Consider the following 26458-nt stretch of genomic DNA (forward strand, 5'->3'; position numbering starts at 1 on the left):
TTCTGAAAACGTAAATATTTCACAAAACAATCTACATTTATTACTTATGTAGATTGTTTTTTCTATTTTTAGTGTTAATCCATTTATACGCATGCTTAAACAGTTTTTACAGTTCAAATTATCACAAAAGTTGTCGCCGCAACAGATTCAGTTGATGAAGCTGATCCAGTTGCCCACGCAAGCATTTGAACAACGTTTAAAGCAGGAAATGGAAGAGAATCCCGCCTTGGAAACAGGCAAGGAAGCTGATGAGTTTGACGACAACTTTGATGAATTTGACAACAGTCAGGATGATTATGAAGACAATGAACAAATTGGAGAAGACATCAATGTTGATGAATATTTGAGTGATGATGATATTCCAGATTATAGGACCCAAGTCAGTAATTATAGTGCAGATGACGAAGATAGGGACATTCCTTTTGCTGCCGGAACATCATTTACGCAGTATTTAACCGCGCAACTCAACACCTTCAGATTGAGCGATGATGAACGGGATATTGCTGAATTCCTGGTGGGAAGTGTTGATGAAAGCGGTTATATCAGACGTTCTTTATCAGATATTACTGATGACTTGGCTTTTACCCAAAACGTCTTTACGGACGAAGAATCTATAGAAAAGGTGCTTCACGTTGTGCATCAATTGGACCCTGCAGGCGTTGGAGCGCGCCATCTACAAGAGTGCTTGAGCATTCAATTACATCGTAAAGAAAAGAATCCTGACGTAGAGTTGGCCATTGAAATAATAGATAATGCCTTTGATCAATTTACCAAAAAACATTATAAGAAGTTAATCCAAAAATTTGATATCAGCGAGTTGCAACTCAAAGATGCCATTGACGAAATTGAACGTTTAAATCCTAAGCCAGGTGGCTCTTATTCGGGTAATAACCGTATTGTAGAACATATTGTTCCTGATTTTGCCATAAAGATTGTAGATGGTGAGCTAGAACTTACCCTAAATGGTAGAAATGCCCCAGAATTGCACGTCTCAAGAGAATACAGCAATATGATGAAAGGCTATAAAGAGGCCAAAGACAAGTCTAAGTCGCAAAAGGATGCGGTCATGTTCATCAAACAAAAATTGGATGCTGCAAAATGGTTTATTGAAGCCATCAAACAAAGACAACAGACACTATTTGTCACCATGAGTGCTATAATGCATTATCAGAAAGAATACTTTTTAACTGGTGACGAGCGCAAGTTAAAACCAATGATTTTAAAGGATATAGCCGATGAAATTGAAATGGACGTTTCAACGGTATCTCGCGTAGCGAACAGCAAATATGTGGACACACCCTACGGCACCAAGTTAATTAAGGAATTTTTCTCTGAATCCATGACTAATGATCAGGGCGAAGAAGTTTCCACACGAGAAATAAAAAAGATCCTCGAAACCGTAATTGAAGAAGAAAATAAACGCAAACCATTAACCGATGAGAAATTGGCGTCAATTTTGTTGGAAAAGGGCTATCCCATTGCACGACGCACCATTGCAAAATATAGGGAACAGTTGGACATTCCTGTAGCGCGTTTACGAAAAAAAATATGATTCACTATCTTTTAAAAAGTATCTCCTATATTTTTCATCCTTTGATCATGCCCATGCTTGGGGTGATCTTCTATTTTTCAAAAACACCCCGGTTTATTCCTGAACCAGTAATGAAAGCCAAAGTGTTTTCAATTACAATCTTGACCATCATTTTGCCCATCCTTCTATACTTCTTGTTAAAGACTATCAAAAGAGTGGAATCACTTGAATTAAAAACCACCAAAGAGCGTGTCATTCCATTACTTTTAAGCGCATTGATTATGGTGTTGATCTTAAAGAGAGTATTACCTTATGATGAAATTCCTGAATTATATTATTTCTATTTAGGCATCCTCTTTTCTACATTAGCCTGTTTGGTGTTAGCTTTTCTAAAATTCAAGGCAAGTATTCACATGATTGGTAGTGCAGGTTTTTTTATGTTTGCCGTGGCATTGAGTATTCATTTCAAGATCAATATTAATGGTACAATCGCTCTAATGTGTATAATCATTGGTGCCATTGCCACTTCAAGACTACACCTAAAGGCTCATAGAAGCTCAGAATTACTTATAGGTTTTTTTGTGGGTCTTCTACCGCAGTTAATACTATTGAACTACTGGTTGTAGCCTTCAGTCTCCAAACGTGCAACAAGAACTCTCAATTTACATGATGGCGGACATTTAGAACCGCTTACGACTATAGAATATAAAAAATCAGTCCAAGTCGAATCGTATTCATATCAAGGGACTGTCCATCAAGTTTTGCTGAATCTTTAAAAATGGAGTTTAACCCATAATACACATTAAAATTCCATGTGGAATACCCTGCACTTAAGGTGAGACCATATTGTAATTTATTAAAATCTTCAATACCGCCAAGTTTGATTGCATCAATATTGCTCTTGAGTTTGGAGGAGTTATAAAAAACGTAACCAATATTCAACCCTGTATAAACACGCCAAAACTTATAATCTCTAGCTGTAGAGGTACGCCATCTATATTGCAGAGGAACTTCAACTAAATAAGTTGTAAACTTATTCCTTTTGATCGTTATTTCACTTTCATCAATAATTTGATAGGTATAATTTTGGTCTGAATCTTGGTTGATGAGCATATTTTGATTGTAAGAATTTATAGAAACTCCTAGCCCTACTCCAACGGCCTTATTTCTACGCACATTGATGGGCATATCCCTGATGACCCCAAAATGAATGCCACTTGAGAATCCGCTCTGTTTGATCTCCTTAGGCTTATTACCCAATAAATCATAGGTTAGTGAAAAATAAAATTGATCTTCCCGATACTTATGGTCCACAAAGGTGGTATCCATAGGTTGTTGTGCAAACAACACTGAAGTAATACAAGAGAACCAGACGATAAACAAAAATGTTTTCATCTTGCAAATATAATTGATAATGGTGCGACTTTGAATATTGACCATAAAAAAAGCATCCCATTTTACAAGGATGCTTTATAGACTATTTAACTAATAAACTATTTCTTCACATTTCCAGAAATATCACCTTTTTTGGTGGTATAGTTTATTTTTAATGCATTTTCTTTTCTAAGTTCTTGCTTCACGTCACTTACCAGTCCCATGTTAGCTTTTTCATCCACTTTAAGGGCAACCGTTAAAAAAGGAACTAATTCCTCTCTTTTTGAGGCTCTCTCTGCGGCAATAAAAGATTTAATATCTGCTAATTCTGCAAACTTGTCATTCAGTTGGATTCGCGATTCATTACCATATTTACTTTGAAAAGCCTCTTGGGGTTTTCCAATATAGATATACATGATCAAATCTTTTTTATCGAGTTTCTCAACCTGATCAGCAAATGGTAATTTGTTTTCAATCTTCAATGTCGTCTCACGCATTGTAGTTGCCACCATAAAAAAGAACAATAGCATAAATACAATGTCAGGTAATGACGCTGTTGATATTGCCGGTAAATCTCCTGACTTCTTTTTATTAAATTTGGCCATATTGATGTTTTTCTAAATTATTATTGAACTTCTGACAGTTTCTGAGGATATTCAATTTTGATCTTCTCGATTTTCTCTTTAAGATTTTCTTTGTTTCCTACCCAATTGACATCGCTATAGTTGGCTTCCATTTCCTTTAAAGTTTTACCGTAAAGATCCATAGCTCTTCTATCTCTCAACTGATTGTATGCCGCTACCAATTCATTCTGAACAGAGATGTAAGTACCATACTTGGTCTCTCTCTCATTTTTCAATGAAATGATGGCCTTATCAGGATGGTCAGATGACGCCGGATCCTTTTTACCATTACAGTAATCACATTTATTACCTTGGCTGTCAACCCCACCGCCATTATCCAAAAACTCAACGGCTGCCTTTCTTAAATCTTTAAGTTCCATTAACTCATCCTCAACCATAAGCTGATCTTTTCCGTTAATAAGTACAGTAAAGATATTCTTCTCTCTAATGATAGGTGGTTCTACCTTTTCATCGTCTATTGGAGGTAATCTTCTGTTTAAACCTGTATCCGTTTCAATGGTAGTTGTTACCAAGAAAAAGATAAGAAGTAAGAATGCAATATCAGCCATGGATCCTGCATTAACTTCGGGTGCTGATCTTTTTGCCATAATTACTTAGTTATTTTTTTGATTCCTGATAATAACATTGCTACTGCTGCACCTACGATTAGAATATAAAATGCAACTAAACCTGCACCTACCATGTGCGCCTCACCTTCTGTAGCAGGGGCTCCATTATAGAGATAATCCCCAGCATCAGAACCGCTAGATGCCACATAGGATATAACTAATACAGCTGCAAAGGCTCCTACCCCAATTAACGTACTTTTCAAAGATCCTGTATTCGTAAACAAGTTTTGCAATACGAAAATGAGAACAAGAAGTATGGTCAATCCAAAGATAAAGTAAGTTACATAAAGCATTGGATCAAGGATGGCACTGTCGCCATCCGCAGCCGCCGATTGAATTGCGGTATCACCTTTAGAGATAACCATCACTAAAAAGATAATGCCTGCAAGACCCAAGAGCGCTGCTACTATTTTTAATATTTTGTGTAAATTCATAGTTTTCTTTAATTGATCGGTTTATCTTTTGTATCTCACGAGCATATCCATCAAAGTGATAGATGCATCTTCCATGTCATTTACAATACTATCAATCTTAGCGATGATGTAGTTGTAAAATACTTGAAGAATAATAGCTACAATAAGACCAAAAACCGTTGTCAAAAGTGCTACTTTAATACCACCAGCAACAAGTGACGGTTGCATATCTCCAGCAGCCTCAATTTTATCAAAGGCCTGGATCATACCAATTACCGTACCCATAAACCCAAGCATTGGGGCTAAGGCGATAAACAATGAAATCCAAGATACATTTTTCTCTAATTGACCCATTTGAACACCACCATAAGCAATAACAGCTTTTTCAGCAGCATCTAAATCTTCATCAGCTCTATCTAAACCTTGGTAATAGATAGAAGCAACAGGTCCTTTTGTATTTCTACAAACTTCCTTAGCAGCTTCAATACCACCAGATTGTAAAGCATCTTCTACATTTTGAACTAATTTCTTAGTGTTTGTAGTTGATAAATTTAAAAAGATAATTCTCTCAATGGCGATCGCTAGTCCTAAGATCAAACAAAGCAATACAATACCCATAAAGCCAGGGCCACCTTCAATAAAACGTTTCTTTAATTCTTGATGAAACCCAAGTTCTTCTTCTCCAGCCTGAGCCGAAGTGTCATCTTGTGTTACTGTTGCAACAGTTGTAGTTGCCATTGATGCTGTAGCCGCATAGTTATTTGCACTTACAGTTCCGAAAGCCATGATTCCTGCGATGGCTAGGATAGAAAATAGTCTTTTCATTGTTCTGATCTTAATTTTATTAGTTAAAGTGTTAAAGATATAAAAAAATTGCAATTAAAAAATAAAAATACGGTAGAGTCTAAGAGATTTCCTGTTGACTTATATCTTTTAACTCACCATGACATTACAATTTAATTTGATTAAAAAGGGTTTTTCCCAATTAAAAGAAACCCTCATAATTCAAATTAAATTGCAGAGAGGAAGGGATTCGAACCCTCGATACCCTTTTGGAGTATACACGCTTTCCAGGCGTGCGCCTTCGACCGCTCGGCCACCTCTCTAAAACTTAAAGCTCAATTGCTTTGCCAAATAACGAAAAAAAATATTGGTGCAAAAAATTTTATACGTTAATTTTAAGACATTTCTCCTCTTAAAGAGGTTTCAAATATGGTTTTGAACGTTTTAGAGGAAATTTTTTCTCCCAACATATACATTAATTTTGTCACTGCAGCTTCCGTTGTGATGTCTTTTCCTGAAATTACACCTATATTTTTGAGTTGGGAGCTCGTTTCATACTGCCCCATAATGACACTTCCTCCCGAACATTGGGTCACATTGATGACCGGAATACCATTTTTTATAGTCTTTTTAAGAAGCTCAATAAACCAAGTATCAGTGGTTGTATTTCCTGCACCATAAGTTTCTAAAATTATACCTTTAATATGAGGGGAAGAAAACATACACTCCATTACGGGTTTTGAAATCCCTGGAAAAATTTTAATCAAGGCTATGTTATTTTCAAATTTTTTATGAACGACGAGCTTTTTGCGTGAATTTGGCTTGAATAGATGCTCTTTGGACACCTTTAAATGCACACCTGATTCCGCTAAATCGGGGTAATTCATGGATTCAAAGGCTTCAAAATGCTCTGCATTGAGTTTTGTTGTTCTATTGCCCCGATAAAGTTTATATTCAAAATAAAGACCTACTTCCTTAATTACCGGCTTACCATGATAATGTAAGGACGCCATTTGGATGGAAGTGATTAGGTTTTCTTTAGCATCGGTGCGCAAATCGCCAATAGGCAATTGAGACCCTGTGAAGATGACCGGTTTTGTCAAATTTTCCAACATAAAACTCAAGGCTGACGCCGAATAACTCATCGTATCACTACCATGCAATACCACAAACCCATCAAAATTATCATAATTTTCCTCAATAATTTCAGCAATTTGAATCCAATATTGTGGATTCATATTAGAGGAGTCAATAGGAACTTCAAAAGAAATAGTCTGGATTTGGCAATCCAACAGCTTTAATTCTGGAATTTGCTTTAACAAGTTGCTAAAATCGAAAGCTTTTAAAGCACCCGTATCAGCATGCTTGATCATCCCAATGGTACCTCCAGTGTATATCAATAAGATGTTAAGTTTTGGAAAGGACATAGTTAGACTTTAAAAATAGCTTTAGAGTTTTCAGTTGTAATTTCGGCAATTTCTTGGTGAGATTGTCCGTAAAGCTCCGATAGCTTATCTAGTACTTTTACAATGTAAGCACTTTCATTCCGTTTCCCCCTAAACGGTGCAGGCGCCAAATAGGGAGCATCCGTTTCCAAGACAATATGCTTTAAATCAATTTCATTCAAGAATTTATCAATTCCACCGTTTTTAAAAGTTACCACGCCCCCAATGCCTAACTTCATATTGAATGAGATGGCACGTTTTGCCTGCTCTAAATTACCCGTAAAACAATGAAAAATACCAAACAACTCTTCTGATTTCTCCGTTTCTAAAACTTCAAAGATTTCATCAAATGCCTCTCTACAATGAATTACAATAGGAAGTTGATAATGTTTTGCAAGCCTTATTTGATGTCTGAAAGCCTCTTTTTGAATTTCTAAAGTACTTTGGTCCCAGTATAAATCAACACCTATTTCTCCAATGGCCACAAATTTTCTTTCTGAAAGGAGCTTCTCAACATGCTTTAACTCTTCCTTATAGTTTTCTTTTACGGACGTAGGATGTAGGCCAGTCATCAAATAAACATAATCCGGGAAATCAGATTCCAATTGAAGCATGGCTTCAGTATAGGAGGAATCAATGGCAGGAATAAAAAAACGGGTGATATTAGCTTCAACAGCGCGTTCTATCATTGCTTTCCGGTCTTCATTAAAGGCCTCACTATATAAATGGGTATGGGTATCTGTTATAGTCATCGTGCAAAAGTATGAGTTCTTTTGTAAATAATCCTTATCAACGACTAGAGTCTTAAAATGATAACGCTTAAAATTATCAGTTTAATAATTCTCTTTCTTCTAAAGCTTTTAATCTTTTCGGAAGATTTATAATACTAACACCAGAAACATCATTGCCACACTATGACAGGTTTTGGCTAAAGAACTATATAAATTAAATTCATCCTTGATTCAAAAAAGTCATTCAACTTTGAAGTTCATTTTATTTTTAAACTTTCGAAGCAATGGACTTTTTAGCAACTTCTTGGGATAGATACCCTAATAATTGTCCTATTTTTAGGGTTCAGAAAACAAACAGCTAATGATTGGAAAAACAGATAAAAGCAGTGCCACGTTGAAGGACTTTCTTTTGGAGAAAGGATATATCAAAGTCAAACTTAAATTGACCAAAACAAATCATTTTGAAATTAAAGCGACCATAAACGGTATTAAAGGCCTATTTATCTTAGACACAGGCGCTTCTAATTCATGCGTAGGTTTTGAAGGTGTTGAAACCTTTAAATTAACAGCAAAAGATTCTGAAGTCAAAGCTGCCGGAGCTGGAGCTACAGATATGCAAACCCAGATTTCCAAAAAAAACAAACTAAAGATAGGAAAATGGAAAAAAGATAAAGTAGCGTTAATTCTTTTTAATTTATCACATGTAAATACCGCCCTTTTAAGCTACAATTCCGAGCCTGTGGATGGCATTATTGGGGCTGATATCTTGACAAAAGCAAAAGCCGTTATAGATTATGATAAAAACTATGTGTATTTAAAATTGTAATTCCAGCATTTTAAGATATAATAGCTATCTTTAAAACCCCTAAGAAACCTAATTAATAGCTCATGCATGCCTCTATAATTATAGCCGACGATCATCCGCTTATCCTTAAAGGTCTCACCGATTTTTTAAACGAAAAAGAATATAATCTTGTGGGATCTGCTGTAAATGGCAAGGAAGCCTTTGAGCTGATTGCGTCTAAAAAACCGGACATTGCCATTCTAGATATACAAATGCCCTTTTTATCAGGTCTTGAAGTGGCAAGAAAATGTAGAGATCTAGAGCTGCCTACCAAAATCATCCTGATCACTTTTGAAAAAGACGAAACCATATATAAGGAGGCCAAGACCATAGGAATTTATGGCTATGTTCTTAAAGAATTTGCCTTGGCTGAAATTGAAAACTGTATTGCTGCCGTCTTCAAAGGCAAATCCTATTTTAGTCCAGAGTTGATTGAGTTTTTAGAAATTGCTGAACCACCTGAAGAATGGGAATTGCTCACGCCTACTGAAAAGGAAATCTTAAAACTTATTGCTAAAAATAATACGGGTGTTGAAATAGGGCATATTCTTAATGTATCTCCTCGTACAGTTGAGAAACACAAAAGCAATATTATTAAAAAAATAGATCTCTCCCATAAACAAAACAGCTTGTTGATTTGGGTCAAGGAAAATCAAGATTGTTTTTTGTAATCTTCATAGAACACCTGAATATCAGAGCTCAATACCATTTAAAGAGCATATCCTCTATGCTCCCCAGTTAAAAATACGTAAAGTTACGTATTGTTTCGCGTGACTTAATTGACGATATTTACACTGCTATTAATCAACAATCCAAGTATTTAGCTCTGGGTTAATAGTAATCCAGAGCTTTATACTTTGGATTTTAAAAAAATCACTATGAAATCCAAAGTCGGTTTATTAAATACAATGTTTATAATTGTATTAATTTTGACCTCAATTCTTATCATATCAATGAACATTCTTATTATCTGCTAGTCAGCTTATTCCTTTAACAAGCAAAAAAGCGCCGTCTAAAACCCTAGATGGCGCTTTTTTATAGTATAAAACGGCCGTATTCATTGAAAAATACGTAAAGTTACGTATTGTATGACACCTCGTAATTTTGCATCTTTGTTATGCTATTAATTCTTAGGGGAATTATTTTTAAGAAAAACTTTGGATCGTCAATGATTCAGGGTTTTTCTGTTTAGCATCATTTCTACACGCTTTTAGTTCGTTTTGAGCATTTTTTGAGCAATTTATAGTCCTATAACGAAATATACGTAAAGTTACGTATTGTTTGCCGTTACAATATTGCTGAAATTTACAGTGCTATAAATCACCATGCCAGTGTCGATAAATATGAAGTCTTTATAACGATATCCTATATCACTCTAATTTTTAAAACCCTTATGAAAACCATGAAATGGAACTTCAAAAACAGCAATCAATTATTGATCATCGGATTAATTTTAAGTGCTGTATTGATCATCACCGCTAATATTCTTGTAAATTTACCCTAGCTATCGAATTGTCACAAAAAAAAGCAACTTAACAATGTAAGTTGCTTTTTTATAATGTCATTACTCTCTTGACTATAGCTCCAATGCTCTCTTAACGTCATTATCCATTAATAATTCTGTAGGGTTTTCTAAAGCTTCTTTAATCGCTACTAAAAAGCCGACACTTTCTTTTCCATCAATAATTCTGTGGTCATAAGAAACAGCTAAGTACATAATTGGTCTGATCTCAACATGACCATCTATTGCTACAGGACGCTCCACAATATTATGCATTCCTAAAATTGCACTTTGTGGCGGATTGATAATTGGTGTAGATAACATACTTCCAAAAACACCTCCATTAGAAATGGTAAATGTTCCTCCGGTCATTTCATCTACAGTAATTTGTCCGTCACGTGCTCTAATAGCCAATCGTTTCACTTCAGATTCAACACCTCTAAAGGTTAAGTTCTCTGCATTTCTAATTACCGGAACCATTAAACCTTTCGGTCCAGACACCGCAATACTGATGTCACAAAAATCATAACTGATCATTTCCTGACCATCAATCATTGAATTTACTGCAGGATATTCCTTTAACGCTCTAACTGCAGCCAAGGTAAAGAAACTCATAAAGCCCAATCCAACGCCATGTTTATTTTTGAAATCTTCTTTGTACTCTCCACGCAACTTGAAAATTGCGGACATATCCACCTCATTAAAGGTTGTTAGCATTGCCGTTTCGTTTTTGGCATTCACCAATCGCTCTGCAACTTTACGTCTCAACATCGACAATCTTGAACGTGATTCTCCACGTCGTCCTCCAGTTGGTGTTCCCATTGAAGGCACTGCTTTTACAGCATCATCTTTGGTAATTCGACCATCTTTTCCTGTGCCACTAACATCAGAAGCTGACATATTTTTTTCTGCCAATACTTTTTTAGCTGCAGGACTAGCGACTCCAGTGGCATATGTTTTTGAGGCAGGTTTTGGGGTGTCTTTCGAATCTTCCTTTGTAGGTGCTTCCTTTTGTTCCTTGGCAAGCTCTTTTTCAACATTTTTATCGCCTGAGCCTTCATCGCCTTTGCTTTCAGAGGTCTTGCTGTCTGATGACTCTGAGCCGCTACCAGCTGGTTTCTCAGCAGCTGTATCAATTAAACATACCACTTCACCAACAGCGACAGCATCACCTTCTTCTGCTTTTAATGTAATAATTCCGCTTGCCTCCGCAGGAAGCTCTAAAGTGGCCTTGTCACTATCTACTTCAGCAATAGCCTGATCTTTTTCTACATAATCGCCATCTGCAACTAACCATGCTGCAATTTCTACCTCTGTAATGGACTCTCCTGGTGAAGGAACTTTCATTTCTAAAATCATAGTTCTTATTGTTTTTGTAACCTTTTGGTTTGCGTTGTTGAACTCCTACAAAGCAGGAATTTTTATAATTTATTTCAATTTATCTTCTGTCGGAATTTTTAGCGACGTCATAGAACGTCCTAAGTATATCCCAGTTACTATCTCTGATTGTTTTTTGTCTTATCAAAAACATAATCAATGACTTCTTTATGACGACGTTTAGAACGTGTTGAACTTCCTGCTGCTGGCGCACCATAAGCGCGACGTGAAGCAATCCTAAATGATTTGGACTCCTCAAAATGCATCATCAAAAAGCTGTAAGCTCCCATGTTACGAGGCTCTTCTTGTGCCCAAACCACATCATCAGCATGTTCGTATTTCTTTAAAATCTCTCGCATTCCTTTAGTTGGTAACGGAAACAGCTGTTCTATTCTTACCAAGGCAACATCGTCTCTCTGTTCATTTTCTCTTACCTCTAATAAATCATAATAAAATTTACCCGTTAAGAACACTAAGGTTTTAACTTTTTCGACCTTTGCTTTTTCATCATCTATAATTGTTTGAAAACTTCCGTTTGCAAATTCGTCCACCGACGATACAACCAACGGATGACGCAACAAGCTTTTAGGTGTAAACACAATTAATGGTTTCCTAAAATTTGCTTTCATCTGCCTTCTTAACAAATGGTAAAAGTTTGCTGGTGTTGTACAGTCTGCAACGTACATATTATCACTCGCACATAATTGCAAATAACGCTCCATACGCGCTGAAGAATGCTCCGCACCTTGGCCCTCATAACCATGAGGCAATAGCATGACCAATCCATTTTGAATTTTCCATTTATCTTCAGCTGCCGAAATATATTGATCGAGCATTATTTGGGCACCATTACTAAAATCTCCAAATTGAGCTTCCCAGATAGTTAGCGTTTTAGGACTTGCCATAGCATATCCATAGTCAAAACCAACAACACCATATTCTGAAAGCAATGAATTATAAATATAAAATTCTCCTTGCTTTTCATTGATGTGATTTAAAAGTATGATCTCTTCTTCGCTATCTTCAACCTTAACCACAGCGTGGCGATGTGAAAACGTACCACGTTCAACATCTTGCCCTGACATTCTTACGTCATGCCCTTCTTCTAATAAAGTGCCATATGCCAAGTGCTCTGCCATTGCCCAATCCAATTTGTTTTCATCAAACATGGTTTGTCTGGATTGAACAAGACGTTCTATTTTACGTATAAATTTTTTATCTTTTGGTAACGTTGAAATGACCTTAGCTATCCTAGCAAGCTTTTCTTCAGACACCGTCGTGTCCACCGTTTCCATCATTTTATTTTCATCGGCATGCTCATAACCAGTCCATTCTCCCTGCATAAAAGCTGTAATGATTGTTTTTTCTTCCTTGCGGGAATCTTCCAATTCTTCTTCTAAGGAAGCTTTATAGCTTTCTTCAAGATTTTTAACAAAGTCTTTATCAACGACACCCTCCTTTATAAGCTTATCAGCATAAATGTCTCGTGGATTCTCATGCTTGGCAATGGCTTTATATAGTTTTGGTTGTGTAAATCTAGGTTCATCACCTTCATTATGTCCATATTTACGATATCCTAAAAGATCTATAAACACGTCGCGTTTAAAGGTCATTCTAAAATCTAAGGCAAACAACATGGCATGAACAACCGCTTCAGCATCATCCGCATTAACGTGCAACACAGGTGATAACGTTACTTTAGCAACATCCGTACAGTAGGTACTAGAACGTGCATCGAGATAGTTTGTGGTAAAACCAATCTGATTGTTGATCACAATGTGAATGGTTCCACTGGTTTTATAGCCATCCAAATTCACCATTTGAATCACCTCATAAACTAAACCTTGACCAGCAATTGCCGCATCTCCATGAACGATGATAGGCAGAACTTGAGATGGGTTATCTGCGTATTTATCGTCTTGCTTTGCTCTTGCAATTCCTTCAACCACTGCACCTACAGTCTCTAAATGTGACGGGTTGGGTGCGATATTTAAGTTTATTTTTTTACCTTCTTTAGATTCTCTATCACTCGTCCAGCCTAAGTGATATTTGACGTCACCGTCAAAAATTTCCTGTTCGTAATCCTTCCCATCAAATTCACTGAAGATATCCTTAGCCGATTTTCCGAAAATATTAATTAACGTACTTAAACGACCACGATGTGCCATTCCCATGACAAATTCTTTAACACCAACTTCCGCAGCACTTTCAATAAGCGCATCAAGAGCAGGAATTAAAGATTCCCCTCCCTCAAGTGAAAAACGTTTTTGCCCAACATATTTTGTATGTAAAAAACTTTCAAAAGAAACCGCTTGATTAAGTTTGTTAAGGATATGCTTTTTTTCATCAGCAGAAAAACTAGGTTGATTGTCACTGACATTCAGTTTTTTCTGAATCCATTCTATTTCTTTAGGGCTTCTGATATACATGTACTCCAACCCAATGGAGGAACAATAGATCTTTTCGAGATGATTGATAATGCTCTCTAGACTTTGTGGTCCAATTCCTAAAATTTCTCCGGCAGAAAAAACTGTTTTAAGATCTTCTTTAAGAAGTCCGAAGTTCTCAATAGCTAAGGTTGGCTCGTATTTTCGTCGTTCCCTAACAGGATTGGTTTTTGTAAATAAATGACCTCTATTTCTATAGCCATCAATCAATCGCACCACATTGAATTCCTTTTGCATATGCGCAGGAATTTCTGGTGAAATACAGACCGCCCCATCATCATAGACTGGGTCACTGTTTTCAGAGCCGAAGTCAAAACCTTGGAAGAAAGCCCTCCAACTTGGTTCAACTGTATCCGGATTATGTAAATATTGGTCGTATAATTCAGCAAAGTGAGCTGAGTGAGCAGCGTTTAAAAAGGAATATTTATCCATCATTTTTTTGTAAAACGTTCAGATGTTTTCAAATTTTAGTCAAAAATACAACTTTTACTAAAATAAGAATTGCTTTTAGTATATTTATATGATATAACTGTATCAATAAACAAAATACTAATTTTATGAGATTCCTATTAAATAAAACCTTAATAGTTTGCTTTCTAAGCATATCATTTTCATTCAGCGCAGTGGCGCAATTGGCATCGTCACAAACATCGCCTGATTTTTGGAGTCATGTTCGCTTTGGTGGAGGAATTGGTTTGAGTTTTGGAGACGGTTTTTTTAGTGGAACTCTTGCACCAAGTGCTATTTATGAATTTAACCCTCAATTTGCTTTAGGCGTTGGGATCAATGGCACTTATAACACGCAAAAAGACATCTATAAATCAACGGTTATAGGTGGGAGTTTGATAGGATTGTTCAATCCGATTCCGGAAATTCAATTATCAGCAGAATTTGAAGAACTTAATGTCAGCCGTAAATGGGATGACAGATTAAGGTACGCCAATGAAAACTATTGGTATCCCGCTCTCTTTTTAGGCGCCGGTTTTAGAACTCATAATGTGGCTATTGGCGTGAGATACGATGTATTATACGATAAGAAAAAAAGCATTTACGCCGATGCTTGGGCACCTTTTATCAGAGTTTATTTCTAGCAACCTTTCTATCATAGTTGTTAAGAGCATTCATCCAAAAAGTGGGTGTTGATTCCACAACGTACACCCAAAATAAAACTCTATTCCTGGAGATGGTTTCAAGAAGAAAATGTACTCCTGTAATACACCTTTTGCCATTCCCGTTTTAAGATTAGAAACGTGACGTTTTCTGACAACAATAAAACATCATTACCATCCATTTCCTTAATTTTCGTCTCAGAAACATCAATAATGTAGAGCAGGTTAAGATAGTCCATGAATTTTTCCTGAATAAGTCGAAATATTTCTTGGTGCAACAGTAATTTCAAACTGGTTGGCAGGATTTCATCATCAAACTCCAAATTAACGTTGGCCAATGCCAAATCTTTATTGAGTTGATGAATGAGTTTTGTATAAAGATTCAGATGCTGAGCTTCATTCACTAAATCGTCAAAAGTTTTTAGATCTTTCATTGCACTTTATACCCTTCTATTCATTAAATCATGGCCAAATTCTTTAAGAGCGTCTTTTTTGTTTTCAGGAATAGAAAGTTCATCAAGCACCTTAAAGGCCAGTTTTGTATAATTTTCAATTTCGTTACGAGTGGTATCCGCCGCCCCACTAGATTGAAAGATCTGTCTTACGGTTTCAATTTTATCGGAAGCATCCGTTGGATTGATTCCAAACAAATGTTGTAGTTGTAACTTGTCATCTTCATCGGAAAACTCAACTGCTTTGATGTATAAAAATGTTTTCTTGTTTTCAATAATATCGCCACCTACTTGCTTTCCAAAGGTTTCCGGATCTCCAAAAGCGTCCAAATAATCATCCTGAAGTTGAAAGGCTATGCCCAACAATCTTCCAAATTCATAAATATGATCTTGATCCTCTTTTGCTGCTGATGCTACAATAGCCCCCATTTTCATGGCTGCACCCACTAATACCGCAGTTTTGAATTCGATCATTTTGAGATATTCCTCCACCTGAACATCATCCCTAGTTTCAAAATCCATATCATATTGCTGTCCTTCACATACTTGTAACGCAGTTTTACTGAAGAGTTTTGCTAAATCCTGAAAAGTAGAGGCCTCATACTGTTCAAAAAGCTGATAGGCCATAATAAGCATAGCATCTCCTGACAAAATTCCTGTATTGATATCCCATTTTTCGTGCACAGTTGGTTTTCCGCGACGCAATGGCGCGGCATCCATAATATCATCATGGATTAAAGAGAAATTATGAAAAATCTCAACACTTAAAGCGGCATTGAGTGCATGCTCATAATCGTCGTTGAAAGCTTCAGCAGTCATTAAGGTTAAAATGGGTCTTAGACGTTTACCTCCCAAGCCCAAAATATATAATATCGGATCGTATAGTGAGTTAGGTTCTTTTGATTGCACTTTCTCCTTTAGATAAGCGATAAATGCACGGTGATAAAATGGAATATTTTGCATGAAGCAAAAATAAAGGAAATCGGCTCAGAAAAGCAATATTAAAATTATATTAAACTTTGGAAACTTTATTTGTTTTTAAAGTTTCCTATCGTATTTTTGCGCCCTATTATGAGAGAAAAGATTATACATAGAGCTACGGAATTGTTCCTGACACTTGGTTTCAAAAGCGTTACTATGGATGATATTGCCAATGAATTGGGCATTTCAAAGAAAACCATCTACGTGCATTTCGAAAATAAAACCAAATTGGTCGAGTCCACAACCTTAGAAATGTTTGCACTCATTTCACACGGTATTGACGGTATATGCCAACTGCAAAAAGATCCTATTGAAGAAATTTACGATATCAAACAGCTTGTATTGGAACATTTAAAGGATGAGAAATCATCTCCTTACCATCAATTACAAAAATATTATCCTAAGATTTTTAACTCTTTACGATCCAAACAATTTGGTTTGATGGATGCTTGTGTAGTGAATAATTTAAAACGCGGCATAGCGCTCGGACTTTATAGAGATACCATCGAAATTGCATTTATCTCCAAAATTTATTTCGCCTCTATAATGTCATTAAAAGACAAACAGTTATTTCCGTTAAAAGTCTTTTCCATGGCCTCCTTAATGAACTATTATATCGAATACCACGTCAGGGGTATTTGCACACCAAAAGGCTTGAAAGTACTTTCAAAAATCATCAACAATCAAATACAACCCAATGACAAATAAGTTTCATATACTTTTATTAATCCTGTTTCCTTTCATCATGTTCTCACAAGAGGCACCTACAGCATTCAGCTTGCAGGAAGCTATTGATTTCGCACTTGAAAATAACCGACAATCCATTAATGCTGAACGCGACATTGAAGCTGCTGAGGCCCAAAAATGGGAAACAACGGCCACTGGATTGCCGCAATTGAATGCAGGGGTTGACTATCAAAACTTCTTGAAACAACAAGTTCAAGTGATTCCGGCGGAATTTTTTGGCGGTAACCCCGGCGAGTTTGCTGAAGTTATTTTTGGCACCAAACAAAACATCAATGCCACCGCCACCTTAACCCAAAAGATTTTTGATGGCTCCTATATTGTAGGTTTACAATCCGCCAAAGTGTTTTTGGAAATTTCAAAGAATGCCAAAACCAAAACAGATTTGGAAGTCAGAAAAGCGGTCATCAACGCCTACGGCAACGTATTGGTGGCTGATGAGAGCATTGTGATATTAGATCGTAATTTAGAAGTGCTACAACAAAACCTCAACGAAACCATCAAGATCTTTGAAAATGGACTGGCAGAGGAAGAGAGCGTTGAGCAATTACAAATTACACTTGCAGGTATTGAAAGCAATTTGAACAACATGACCCGATTGAAAACCATGGCTTACCAAATGCTCAATATGACACTTGGTCTGGACATTAATCGTCCGATAAGGCTAACTGATGATTTGCAAGAACTAACTGAACAATACATTTCTATTGGATTATTACAAACCGAAGCTGATATCGAAAACACGATTGACTATCAAATTGCAGAAAATGACAAAACCTCCAAAGAGCTCATGCTTAAGTTAGAAAAAAGCAAGAGCTTACCAACCTTGGATGCGTTCATCAACGGTGGTTATTCCGCATTTCGCGATGATTTCAGCTTTACACAAAAAAATCAAGAATGGTATGGGTCCTCTCTTTTTGGTGTTAGTTTAAATATTCCAATTTTTAGTTCCGGAATGCGAAGCGCTTCTTCGCAACGTGCGAGAATTAATGTTGAAAAAGCAGAAACAGATCTGCTAGAAACAGAACAAAATATCGAATTGGAAATTTCTAACGCCAAAAGCGAATATCAATTTGCAATTGAAGAATACGATAATAAGAAGCGAAATTTGAGATTGGCAGAGCGTATTGAAGCCAAAAACCAAACAAAATTCTTTGAAGGAATTTCATCAAGTTTTGACTTGCGTCAGGCACAAACGCAGCTTTATACAGCTCAACAAGATTTTTTACAATCCATGGTAGATGTCATAAAGGCTAAAGCTGAATTGGAAACTGCTTTGAATGTAATCACTAACTAAATATAAATAACCGCAAGGACGCAAAGAAAGTCGCAAAGTTCGCAATTATATCGGGGAATGATTTGCAAAAATTAAAACAAACAAGAACCTGTTTAACAAAATGATAAATGAATTTTAATTTCTAAAACTCTTTGCGACCTTCGCGAAAAAATCTTTGCGAACATTGCGTTTTAAAAAAAATAAAATACTAATAGATATGGTCTTCAATTTATAATAGAAATCATGACAGAAAACGAAATTTCTAAAATAGTGTTTGACTGTGCTATAAAAATCCATAGAGCCCTAGGACCAGGTCTTTTCAAAAGTGCTTATGAAGCCTGCATGTTTCATGAGTTAAAAAAAACCGGGGTTCTTGTTGAAAAACAAAGAGCAATACCTCTTATTTATGAAGATGTTAAACTGGAAGTAGGTTATAGGGTAGATATCATCACTGAAAACAAAGTTATCTTAGAAATTAAATCAGTTGATACTTTGAACGATGTCCATATTGCTCAAGTATTAACCTATTTAAAACTATCAGATTTAAATTAGGCATGCTTCTTAATTTTAACGTCGCACTGATTAAAAACGGAATAAAAAGAATCTCAAATAATTGATAATAAAAACAACACTTTTTTCAGCTTAGGCTCCATATTACAATTAAACCAATTAATTATGAAATACATACTCACCATTTTAACCATTAGCATTCTTATCACTTCTTGTGGTGACGGCCAAAAAAACACGGTTGAAAGTGCATTAAAAAGCAACAACCTGGAAACCATCAGAAAAAAAAGAGCAGAATTGGTGGATGATCAACAAGTTATTCATGATAAAATCAAGAGGCTTGACGAGAAAATATCGGTTTTGGATACCACTAAAAACATTCCGTTGATTACCACATTTAAAGCCCAAACAAAAGAATTCAACCATGTGTTGGAGCTTCAAGGTAGTGTTACCACAAAAAATTTAATGGTCTTAAAACCTGAATACAATGGTATTCTTACCAATGTTTATGTAAAGAAAGGTCAAAAAGTAAGTCAAGGTCAAATCTTGGGTAAAATTGACGATGGTGGGCTAAGCCAACAATTGGCCCAGCAACAAATTCAAACCAATCTCGCACAAACCACCTTTGAGCGTCAAAAGCGTTTATGGGATCAAAAAATTGGTAGTGAGATCCAGTTTCTACAAGCAAAATCCACTTATGAAGGGCAGGCAGAAGCCGTTAACCAACTCCAGCAACAAATAGAAAAAACAATTATTAAAGCACCCTTTTCTGGAACTATTGATGACGTCATCACGGAACAAGGCAATGTTGTAGCTGCGGGACAAACCCAATTAATGCGCATTGTGAATTTAGAGAATATGTATATTGAAACTGAAGTTCCTGAGCGCTATGTCAACAGTATTACTGCTGGCAAAAATGTAGAAGTCAATTTTCCGGTTCTTGGCAAGACCATAGATGCCAAAGTGCGTCAAACCAGTAGCGTCATCAATTCATCCAACAGAACGTTTAAAGCAGAAGTTGACATCCCAAATAAGGATCAGTCTATTAAGCCAAATTTAACTGCACGACTTAAAATTAACGATTACACCAATGAAAATGCATTATTGATTCCACAAAGTATCATTTCTGAAAACGCTGAGGGCGAACAATATGTATATGTTGTAAAAGATAAGAACAGCAAAGGACAAGGCACCGCTTCACGGGTGATTATTAAAACCGGAAGAACCCAAGGTGACGATATTGAAGTGCTGGAAGGCATTGAAAATGATGCCGAATTGATTCAGGAAGGCGCAAGAAGTGTGAAAGACGGGCAAACCGTAGAAGTGCTAATACTAGACAACCAACAGAATGACTAAGAAGAAAAAGCAAGTGGAAAAAGAATTTGGCTTGTCTTCATGGGCCATAAACAATAAGACGACAATGTATGTTCTTATTGCCGTGATTTTTTATTTGGGAATTGCTGCGTTTTTTAATATGCCTCGAGAAAGTTTTCCTGAGGTTAATGAAACTAAAATTTATGTCAGTTCCATTTTTCCAGGAAATACTGCGGAAGACATTGAGAAACTTATTACAGATCCGCTTGAAGACAAATTAAAAACGGTCAGTAATGTAGTGGATATCACGTCTACCTCCCAGGAAGATTTTTCTATGGTGATTGTAGAATTTGACGAGAACATTACTGTTGAACAGGCCAAACAAAAGGTAAAAGACGAGATAGATAGTGAAACCTCTAGTGAAGATTGGCCAACTTTTAATGAGGCCAAAGTAGAACCTAACGTTTTTGAGTTGAGCCTTTCCGAAGAGATGCCTATTCTGAATATTAATATTTCAGGAGATTACACGGTTGAAAAACTTAAGGAATTTGCCGAATATCTTCAGGATGAAATTGAAGACATCCAGGAAATTAAAAAAGCAGACATTCGCGGTGCCCAGGAAAAGGAAGTAGAAGTTGCGGTGGATATCTATAAAATGATGGCTTCACAAGTTAACTTTAATGATATTATTGGAGCGATTAAAAACGGCAACGTTACCATGTCTGCCGGCAATTTAATTGCGAGTGGGCAACGACGAACCATTCGTATTTTAGGCGAGATTGATTCCCCTAAAGAATTGGAGAATTTTGTGGTAAAATCAGAAGATGGCAATGCTATTTATCTAAAGGATGTGGCCACGGTTACCTTTAAAGAAGAAGACAAAACAACATTTGCCCGAGAATTCGGCGATCCCGTTGTGATGTTGGATGTTAAAAAGCGTGCAGGAAAAAACATGGTGGCTGCCGTAGAACAGATTACCGCAATCGTTGAAAAAACGAAAGCAGACGTATTTCCTCAAGATCTTATTGTCACCATAGCAAATGATCAATCGTCAGTAACTATCGGTCAGGTAGATGATTTGGTCAATAATATTATTTTTGGAGTCATCCTGGTGGTCACCGTCCTCATGTTCTTCTTAGGCTTTAAAAATGCCATTTTCGTTGGGTTTGCCATTCCAATGTCCATGTTCATGTCTCTTATGATCCTGAATTTAATGGGCCAGAGTTTAAATACGATGGTCCTCTTCGGATTAATCATGGGACTCGGAATGTTGGTGGATAACGGGATTGTGGTAGTTGAAAACGTCTATCGTTTGATGGACGAAGAAGGTATGAGTCGTGTTGAAGCGGCCAAAAAAGGAATTGGTGAAATTGTCTTCCCCATTATTATTTCCACCGCAACTACGGTGGCAGCATTTATTCCTTTAGGCCTATGGCCGGGAATCATGGGAGAGTTTATGATGATTCTGCCAATTACGCTATCAGTAGTTCTAGGCTCCTCATTATTTGTCGCCATATTTTTCAACTCCGTATTGGTGTCTCAGTTTATGAGTATTGAGGACAAAAATATGCCGCTCAAACGGATTATTATTACGACAAGCGTCATGGCTATTCTAGGTCTGATCGTGTTTTTTACCGCAGGCGACTATCGGGCGCTAGGAACGCTCATGATATTCACGGCTATCATGTTGTGGGTGTATCGTTTCTTCTTAAGAAAATGGGCCAATAGCTTCCAAAACAACACGTTGGTTAAACTTGAGAATTGGTATGAACGTCAGCTACGGAAGTCACTGTCCGGCAAAATGCCGTATATTTTAACAGTAGGCACTTTTGCATTGCTCATCTTGGCTTTTGTTGGGTTTGGAGCCTCATTAGGCACACAACGTACAAAAGTGGAATTTTTCCCGGACAATAAACCGAATCAAATCATAGTCTATATTGAATATCCGCAAGGGACCGCCATTGAAAAAACCAATGCGATTACCAAACAGATTGAAAAACGGGTCTATAATGTGATTAATGACAAACAATATAAAGAAGACGATTATAATTTTTTAGTGGAAAGTGCTGTTTCACAAGTTGGTGAAGGTGCAGGAGATCCTCGAAACGACATGGGGTCGGCTGCTGAAATGCCGCATAAAGCAAAAATAACGGCATCCATGCGCGAGTATAAATTCCGAAATGGTGCGGACAGTGAATTGCTGCGTCAAAAAGTCCAGCAAGCCTTGGTTGGCATTTATCCTGGGGTACTTATTTCAGTAGAGAAAGATGCCAACGGGCCGCCGGTAGGATCACCGATCAATATTGAAATTGAAGGTGACGATTACAACGAATTGATTGTTACCGCAGAAAATATGCGTGAGTTTATAAACTCTAAAAACGTAGCTGGGATTGATGAGCTTAAAATTGACGTAAATAAAGACAAGCCAACCATGCGTGTGACGGTGGATCGTGAAAAGGCAGGAGAGCTAGGTGTGAGTGCTTCCCAAGTAGGTCAGCAATTGCGTAATTCTATTTTTGGTGCCAAGGCGGGTATTTATAAAGAAGATGGAGATGATTTTGATATTTACGTGCGCTTTAATGAAGAGAATCGGTATAATACCAGCGCCTTATTTAATCAAAACATTACGTTTAGAGATAATAAGGGACAGATAAAGAACATCCCATTAACAACGCTTATTAAATACGAAAACAATTCTGGATTTAGTGCCATTAAACACAAAGGCACTAACCGTGTGGTAACCGTTTATTCTGCGTTATCTCCGGGGTATACTGATGCGGGTGCAATTGTGACGCAAATTCAAAATGAAATGAAGAGTTTTGAAGGCCTGCCAGAAAACATAAAAATTGATTATACCGGCCAGATCGAAGAACAGGAAAAGCAAATGACTTTCTTGGTTGGCGCTTTTGCCACGGGACTAGGACTGATTTTCTTTATTTTGATATTTCAATTTAACTCCATTTCAAAACCTGCCATTATCATGTTGGCTATATTTTTAAGTTTTATTGGTGTGTTTGGAGGTATTGTAATAACGGGCAGTGCCTTTGTAATCATGATGACCATGGTAGGAATTATTTCTTTGGCCGGAATTGTGGTCAACAATGGCGTGGTGCTCTTAGATTATGCCGAATTGCTCATTGAACGAAAGAAGTATGAGCTCGATCTTGAAAAATCTGATTATTTAGAAACAGACGATCTTTTTGAAAGTATCGTTAAGGCAGGAAAAGCAAGATTACGTCCTGTTTTGTTAACCGCTATTACCACCATTCTAGGTTTGGTACCTTTGGCAATTGGTCTGAATATTAATTTCTTTTCACTATTTAGAGAATTTGATGCGGATATTTATGTGGGTGGAGACAACGTCGTGTTTTGGGGTCCATTGGCATGGACGGTTATTTACGGATTGATCATTGCAACATTTCTGACATTAATAGTGGTTCCTATTTTATTTTTCTTGGTCACAAAATTCAAAATGTGGTTGCGTGTCAAACTGAAATCAGTTAACAAAGATTTAGATCAAGAATTGGCTGAATAATCTTGAATGTTCAGTACTGAAAGGCTAAATGACATTGTTATTTAGCCTTTTTTCATCCAATGATTAGCGATTAACTATGATTTGTTAAAACATTTGTGGACATACAAACAGATCATTAGCAGGTTTAGTATTAGCACAACACCTTCGCACAACTTAAGACGCATTTAGAAGTGGCTGAGCTTATAATGCCAGACCTTCCGATAGATCGAAACCTAAAGACTCTGTAACGGTCAACCGTTAATCGAAAAATCGGTTATCTTGGTACTACCATCACATCTTATTTACGAGCATGTTAAGGTGAGCAACGCGTTATGAAAATCCATGTCGAAAATGGTTGAAAGCCATAAAGAAAATGCATTAAAGCAATAGCTTAGACCATCCATTTAAGTTGGGATTGAACCCTCATTTTGGGACTGATAAGAAAAACACTCTTAATTGACGGTATGTCTACTAAGAGTGTTTTTTATGAAATTAAAAATAATCCGAAGTTCTTACTTCTTATGTTTATCCGGAAAAGGTATCGGTTTTACAGAACTGTCATGTGCGAGATGATATTCTTCCAATAAATTCATGGTTGCTGTCAACAAATCTTTGGTTTCCAACAAAATAGTAAAGTAAAGTGTCGTGTTTTTAGGACTGGATTCTTCCGTACGTGTACGTTCCACTTGTTTCTGAATTTTATCAGTCACCAAGCTTATAATCTCTTTTTTCCTTCCTAGAATAATGCCTATTTCTTCAAAAGAGTGCGATTCAAAAGCATTCCTAGTATTGTTGAACAAGCGCTCAAAGCGCTCATCTACCTCTTTAAGCTCTTTTATTTGACTGAACTTTAATTTTTTGTGGTTATTATGAATGTGTTTATGGCTCACCTTAGAAATGTATTCCAATGATTGGGTCATGTCCTGTAAATACCCTAAAATATTAATATAAAAATTACTGGCACCCACACTTGAATCATCCAAATTCTTGATGAAATAGAAGATATTGTCACGCAATTCATCCACCTCGTCTGAAAGTTTCTTCACCTGCTTTTTATTCTTCTTTAATAACGAAAGATCCTGTAAAGCAAGGCCGTTTATGGCATTGGTATAAATCTTATTCCCACGCTTAACAACGTTGGCAATGTTTTTAGCACTCTCATGTATGACGCCTTGTACAGAGCTACTTTCAGTTTTGCTCAAACGATCTTCGGCTTTGGTCTCTTTCAGTTTTTCATTATGCGCAATAGAGCTTTTGATAAGCAATCCAAAAGCCACCAACAATAAAATCGGGAACATGATCTTAATGTTCAGATTAAGTAAATACGCCACTAACGCAGCCGCAAAAAACGCACTGAAAGCAGTAAAGAACCAACCTCCTATCACATTTAACACCCCTGCCACTCTATACACGGCACTCTCCGCTCCCCAAGCTCTATCTGCAAGCGAAGAACCCATGGCCACCATAAACGTAACGTATGTTGTGGATAAGGGCAGTTGGTAAGATGTTGCAATAGCAATCAATACAGCAGCAACCATAAGGTTAACCGCAGCTCTAACCAAATCAAATGAAGGCAATTCGTGTACTTTATCTTTGGAAAGTTTGATTACAGGCGCCTCAAACTGTTTGTCAATTTTATCTTCCAACGATTTTGGTAATATATATGAGGAGACTTGCGATACTCCCATGGCCATTCTCACAAAGGTTCTAGACAGAAAGTTGGGTTGAAAACGTTCTTTCGTTTCTCCCTGACTTGACAAATCGATGGACGTTTGGACCACACCTTTAGCCTTTGAGGAAAACCAAAGTGTTACCACCATGACTAAACCTGCAATGAGCAACAAGAGTGTGGGCGTAGTCGCTTTTTCACTCAAACTAGCCATTGAAAACTCCGAAGCTGATAATCCCAAGGTATTGATTTCTGGATTTGTAAAATCTGAATACGCCTGGAAAGCGCCCATAGACGGTCCAATAAAGTTAACCAAATCATTCCCAGCAAAGGCTAATGCCAGAGCAAAAGTCCCTACTAAAATGACAACCTTATAAATATTGGAATTAAAAAAAGCAATCAGAACATAAGATAATGCAAGCCAAAAAACAAGGCTTATGGACACGATATAAACGGCTTGGTGCTCTAAAAAGTCATTTACTGTTTCTCCATTAATGATATCAAAGGTTTGATTGGCTAAACTGGTCCCCCCAATACCTTTGATAAAAATAAAATACGTGATGGAAGTCAGAGCGATACCTCCAAATACGGCACCCACCCAATTGGCTTTTCGTTCAAAATCATAAGAGAGAAACAACCGTGCCACCCACTGCACAAAGGCTCCAATAGAAAATGCAATAACGACGGACAGTAAGATTCCGAAAATAATTTCTGATACTTTTTCGGTATTAATATAGTCGAAGACCTCTATAAATCCGCCCCCATTTTGACTGATTTTAATTAAGGTCATTGCTACAGAGGCTCCAAGCAACTCAAACACAATGGAAACTGTTGTGGATGTAGGCAATCCTATAGAATTGAAAAAATCTAGGAGTAAAATATCAGTGAGCATCACCGCCATGAAGATAATCATAATCTCGCTAAACATAAATTGTTCAGGATTGAAGATTCCTTTTCTGGCAATCTCCATCATTCCACTCGAAAACATAGCCCCAATTCCGATCCCAAGGCTGGCCACAATCATTAGAGTTCTAAAAGAAACCGCCTTGGAACCCATTGCAGAATTCAAAAAATTTACTGCATCATTGCTCACTCCAACTACCAAATCAGCAACTGCCAATATGGCTAAGGCAATAATCATGTATAAGTAAAAATTGTCCATAATTTAGTTTAAAATCGTTTGCAAATATCCTG

22 protein-coding genes and 1 tRNA gene are annotated in these 26458 nt (G+C 36.9%); 10 read left to right on the forward strand and 13 right to left on the reverse strand.

Translation table 11 applies throughout. The annotated features are described in order from the left end of the window. Window positions 1–91 precede the first annotated feature (91 nt). Both rpoN and G525_RS0118410 read left to right on the forward strand, forming a co-directional pair. Complete coding sequence (rpoN, locus tag G525_RS0118405; RefSeq protein WP_027127448.1) at window positions 92–1552, forward strand: RNA polymerase factor sigma-54; 1461 nt, start codon at window positions 92–94, stop codon at window positions 1550–1552. Next, window positions 1549–2157 (forward strand): hypothetical protein, encoded by a 609-nt coding sequence (locus tag G525_RS0118410; RefSeq protein ID WP_035480184.1) that lies wholly within the window; start codon window positions 1549–1551, stop codon window positions 2155–2157. The genes rpoN and G525_RS0118410 overlap by 4 nt, the downstream gene beginning before the upstream one ends. A gap of 70 nt (window positions 2158–2227) precedes the next feature. Here the strand turns inward: G525_RS0118410 and G525_RS0118415 are convergent, their stop codons facing one another. From G525_RS0118415 to G525_RS0118450, 8 genes are all read right to left on the reverse strand, one after another. Beyond that, complete coding sequence (locus G525_RS0118415) at window positions 2228–2926, reverse strand: porin family protein (RefSeq protein WP_027127450.1); 699 nt, start codon at window positions 2924–2926, stop codon at window positions 2228–2230. Between the two features lie 98 nt (window positions 2927–3024). Next, window positions 3025–3510 carry an ExbD/TolR family protein gene (locus tag G525_RS0118420; protein WP_027127451.1) on the reverse strand — a complete coding sequence of 162 codons (486 nt, stop codon included), beginning with the start codon at window positions 3508–3510 and terminating at the stop codon, window positions 3025–3027. A 20-nt stretch (window positions 3511–3530) separates the two neighbouring features. Continuing rightward, window positions 3531–4136: an ExbD/TolR family protein gene (locus G525_RS0118425; protein ID WP_027127452.1), complete on the reverse strand. Its 606-nt coding sequence runs from the start codon at window positions 4134–4136 to the stop codon at window positions 3531–3533. A 2-nt stretch (window positions 4137–4138) separates the two neighbouring features. Continuing rightward, entirely contained in the window at window positions 4139–4591 is a 453-nt protein-coding gene (locus G525_RS0118430; RefSeq protein WP_027127453.1) for a hypothetical protein, read from the reverse strand. A 21-nt stretch (window positions 4592–4612) separates the two neighbouring features. After that, a complete protein-coding gene (locus tag G525_RS0118435) occupies window positions 4613–5395 on the reverse strand; it encodes a MotA/TolQ/ExbB proton channel family protein (RefSeq protein ID WP_027127454.1) in 783 nt (260 codons plus the stop codon). 193 nt (window positions 5396–5588) lie between these two features. Then, window positions 5589–5676 (reverse strand) — tRNA-Ser (locus tag G525_RS0118440). Between the two features lie 72 nt (window positions 5677–5748). Then, window positions 5749–6780: an asparaginase gene (locus tag G525_RS0118445; RefSeq protein ID WP_027127455.1), complete on the reverse strand. Its 1032-nt coding sequence runs from the start codon at window positions 6778–6780 to the stop codon at window positions 5749–5751. Window positions 6781–6782: 2 nt separating this feature from the next. Beyond that, on the reverse strand, window positions 6783–7550 hold the full coding sequence (locus G525_RS0118450; protein ID WP_027127456.1) for a TatD family hydrolase: 768 nt from the start codon (window positions 7548–7550) through the stop codon (window positions 6783–6785). Window positions 7551–7890: 340 nt separating this feature from the next. Here G525_RS0118450 and G525_RS0118455 point away from each other — a divergent pair, with 340 nt between their 5' ends. Continuing rightward, a complete protein-coding gene (locus tag G525_RS0118455) occupies window positions 7891–8355 on the forward strand; it encodes a retropepsin-like aspartic protease (protein WP_027127457.1) in 465 nt (154 codons plus the stop codon). A gap of 62 nt (window positions 8356–8417) precedes the next feature. After that, entirely contained in the window at window positions 8418–9044 is a 627-nt protein-coding gene (locus tag G525_RS0118460) for a response regulator (protein ID WP_027127458.1), read from the forward strand. Window positions 9045–9949: 905 nt separating this feature from the next. On the opposite strand, the gene odhB is transcribed toward G525_RS0118460, so the two are convergent. Together odhB and G525_RS0118475 are read right to left on the reverse strand one after the other, a co-directional pair. Further along, window positions 9950–11233: a 2-oxoglutarate dehydrogenase complex dihydrolipoyllysine-residue succinyltransferase gene (gene odhB / locus G525_RS0118470; RefSeq protein ID WP_027127459.1), complete on the reverse strand. Its 1284-nt coding sequence runs from the start codon at window positions 11231–11233 to the stop codon at window positions 9950–9952. 137 nt (window positions 11234–11370) lie between these two features. Next, on the reverse strand, window positions 11371–14130 hold the full coding sequence (locus G525_RS0118475) for a 2-oxoglutarate dehydrogenase E1 component (RefSeq protein ID WP_027127460.1): 2760 nt from the start codon (window positions 14128–14130) through the stop codon (window positions 11371–11373). Between the two features lie 125 nt (window positions 14131–14255). Here G525_RS0118475 and G525_RS0118480 point away from each other — a divergent pair, with 125 nt between their 5' ends. Further along, complete coding sequence (locus G525_RS0118480; RefSeq protein ID WP_027127461.1) at window positions 14256–14789, forward strand: hypothetical protein; 534 nt, start codon at window positions 14256–14258, stop codon at window positions 14787–14789. 98 nt (window positions 14790–14887) lie between these two features. On the opposite strand, the gene G525_RS0118485 is transcribed toward G525_RS0118480, so the two are convergent. Next, window positions 14888–15241: a hypothetical protein gene (locus G525_RS0118485; protein ID WP_027127462.1), complete on the reverse strand. Its 354-nt coding sequence runs from the start codon at window positions 15239–15241 to the stop codon at window positions 14888–14890. Between the two features lie 6 nt (window positions 15242–15247). Further along, entirely contained in the window at window positions 15248–16222 is a 975-nt protein-coding gene (locus G525_RS0118490; RefSeq protein ID WP_027127463.1) for a polyprenyl synthetase family protein, read from the reverse strand. Between the two features lie 108 nt (window positions 16223–16330). Between G525_RS0118490 and G525_RS0118495 the strand changes: the two genes are divergently transcribed. The 5 genes from G525_RS0118495 (at window position 16331) to G525_RS0118515 (ending at window position 23616) form a co-directional block, all read left to right on the forward strand. Next, a complete protein-coding gene (locus G525_RS0118495; protein ID WP_027127464.1) occupies window positions 16331–16948 on the forward strand; it encodes a TetR/AcrR family transcriptional regulator in 618 nt (205 codons plus the stop codon). Then, entirely contained in the window at window positions 16938–18281 is a 1344-nt protein-coding gene (locus G525_RS0118500; protein ID WP_027127465.1) for a TolC family protein, read from the forward strand. The genes G525_RS0118495 and G525_RS0118500 overlap by 11 nt, the downstream gene beginning before the upstream one ends. A 222-nt stretch (window positions 18282–18503) precedes the next feature. Further along, on the forward strand, window positions 18504–18812 hold the full coding sequence (locus G525_RS21435; RefSeq protein ID WP_342662770.1) for a GxxExxY protein: 309 nt from the start codon (window positions 18504–18506) through the stop codon (window positions 18810–18812). Window positions 18813–18935: 123 nt separating this feature from the next. Continuing rightward, window positions 18936–20123 (forward strand): efflux RND transporter periplasmic adaptor subunit, encoded by a 1188-nt coding sequence (locus tag G525_RS0118510; RefSeq protein WP_035480187.1) that lies wholly within the window; start codon window positions 18936–18938, stop codon window positions 20121–20123. Further along, window positions 20116–23616, forward strand: coding sequence for an efflux RND transporter permease subunit (locus tag G525_RS0118515; protein WP_027127467.1), 3501 nt, complete (start codon window positions 20116–20118; stop codon window positions 23614–23616). Before G525_RS0118510 ends, G525_RS0118515 begins: the two co-directional genes overlap by 8 nt. Window positions 23617–24107: 491 nt before the next feature. Here G525_RS0118515 and G525_RS0118520 read toward each other — a convergent pair whose 3' ends face one another. Continuing rightward, entirely contained in the window at window positions 24108–26426 is a 2319-nt protein-coding gene (locus tag G525_RS0118520) for an inorganic phosphate transporter (RefSeq protein WP_027127468.1), read from the reverse strand. Window positions 26427–26458 lie beyond the last annotated feature (32 nt).

Source organism: Gelidibacter mesophilus DSM 14095, from assembly GCF_000423005.1.
In the GTDB taxonomy this organism is placed as follows: Bacteria; Bacteroidota; Bacteroidia; order Flavobacteriales; family Flavobacteriaceae; genus Gelidibacter; species Gelidibacter mesophilus.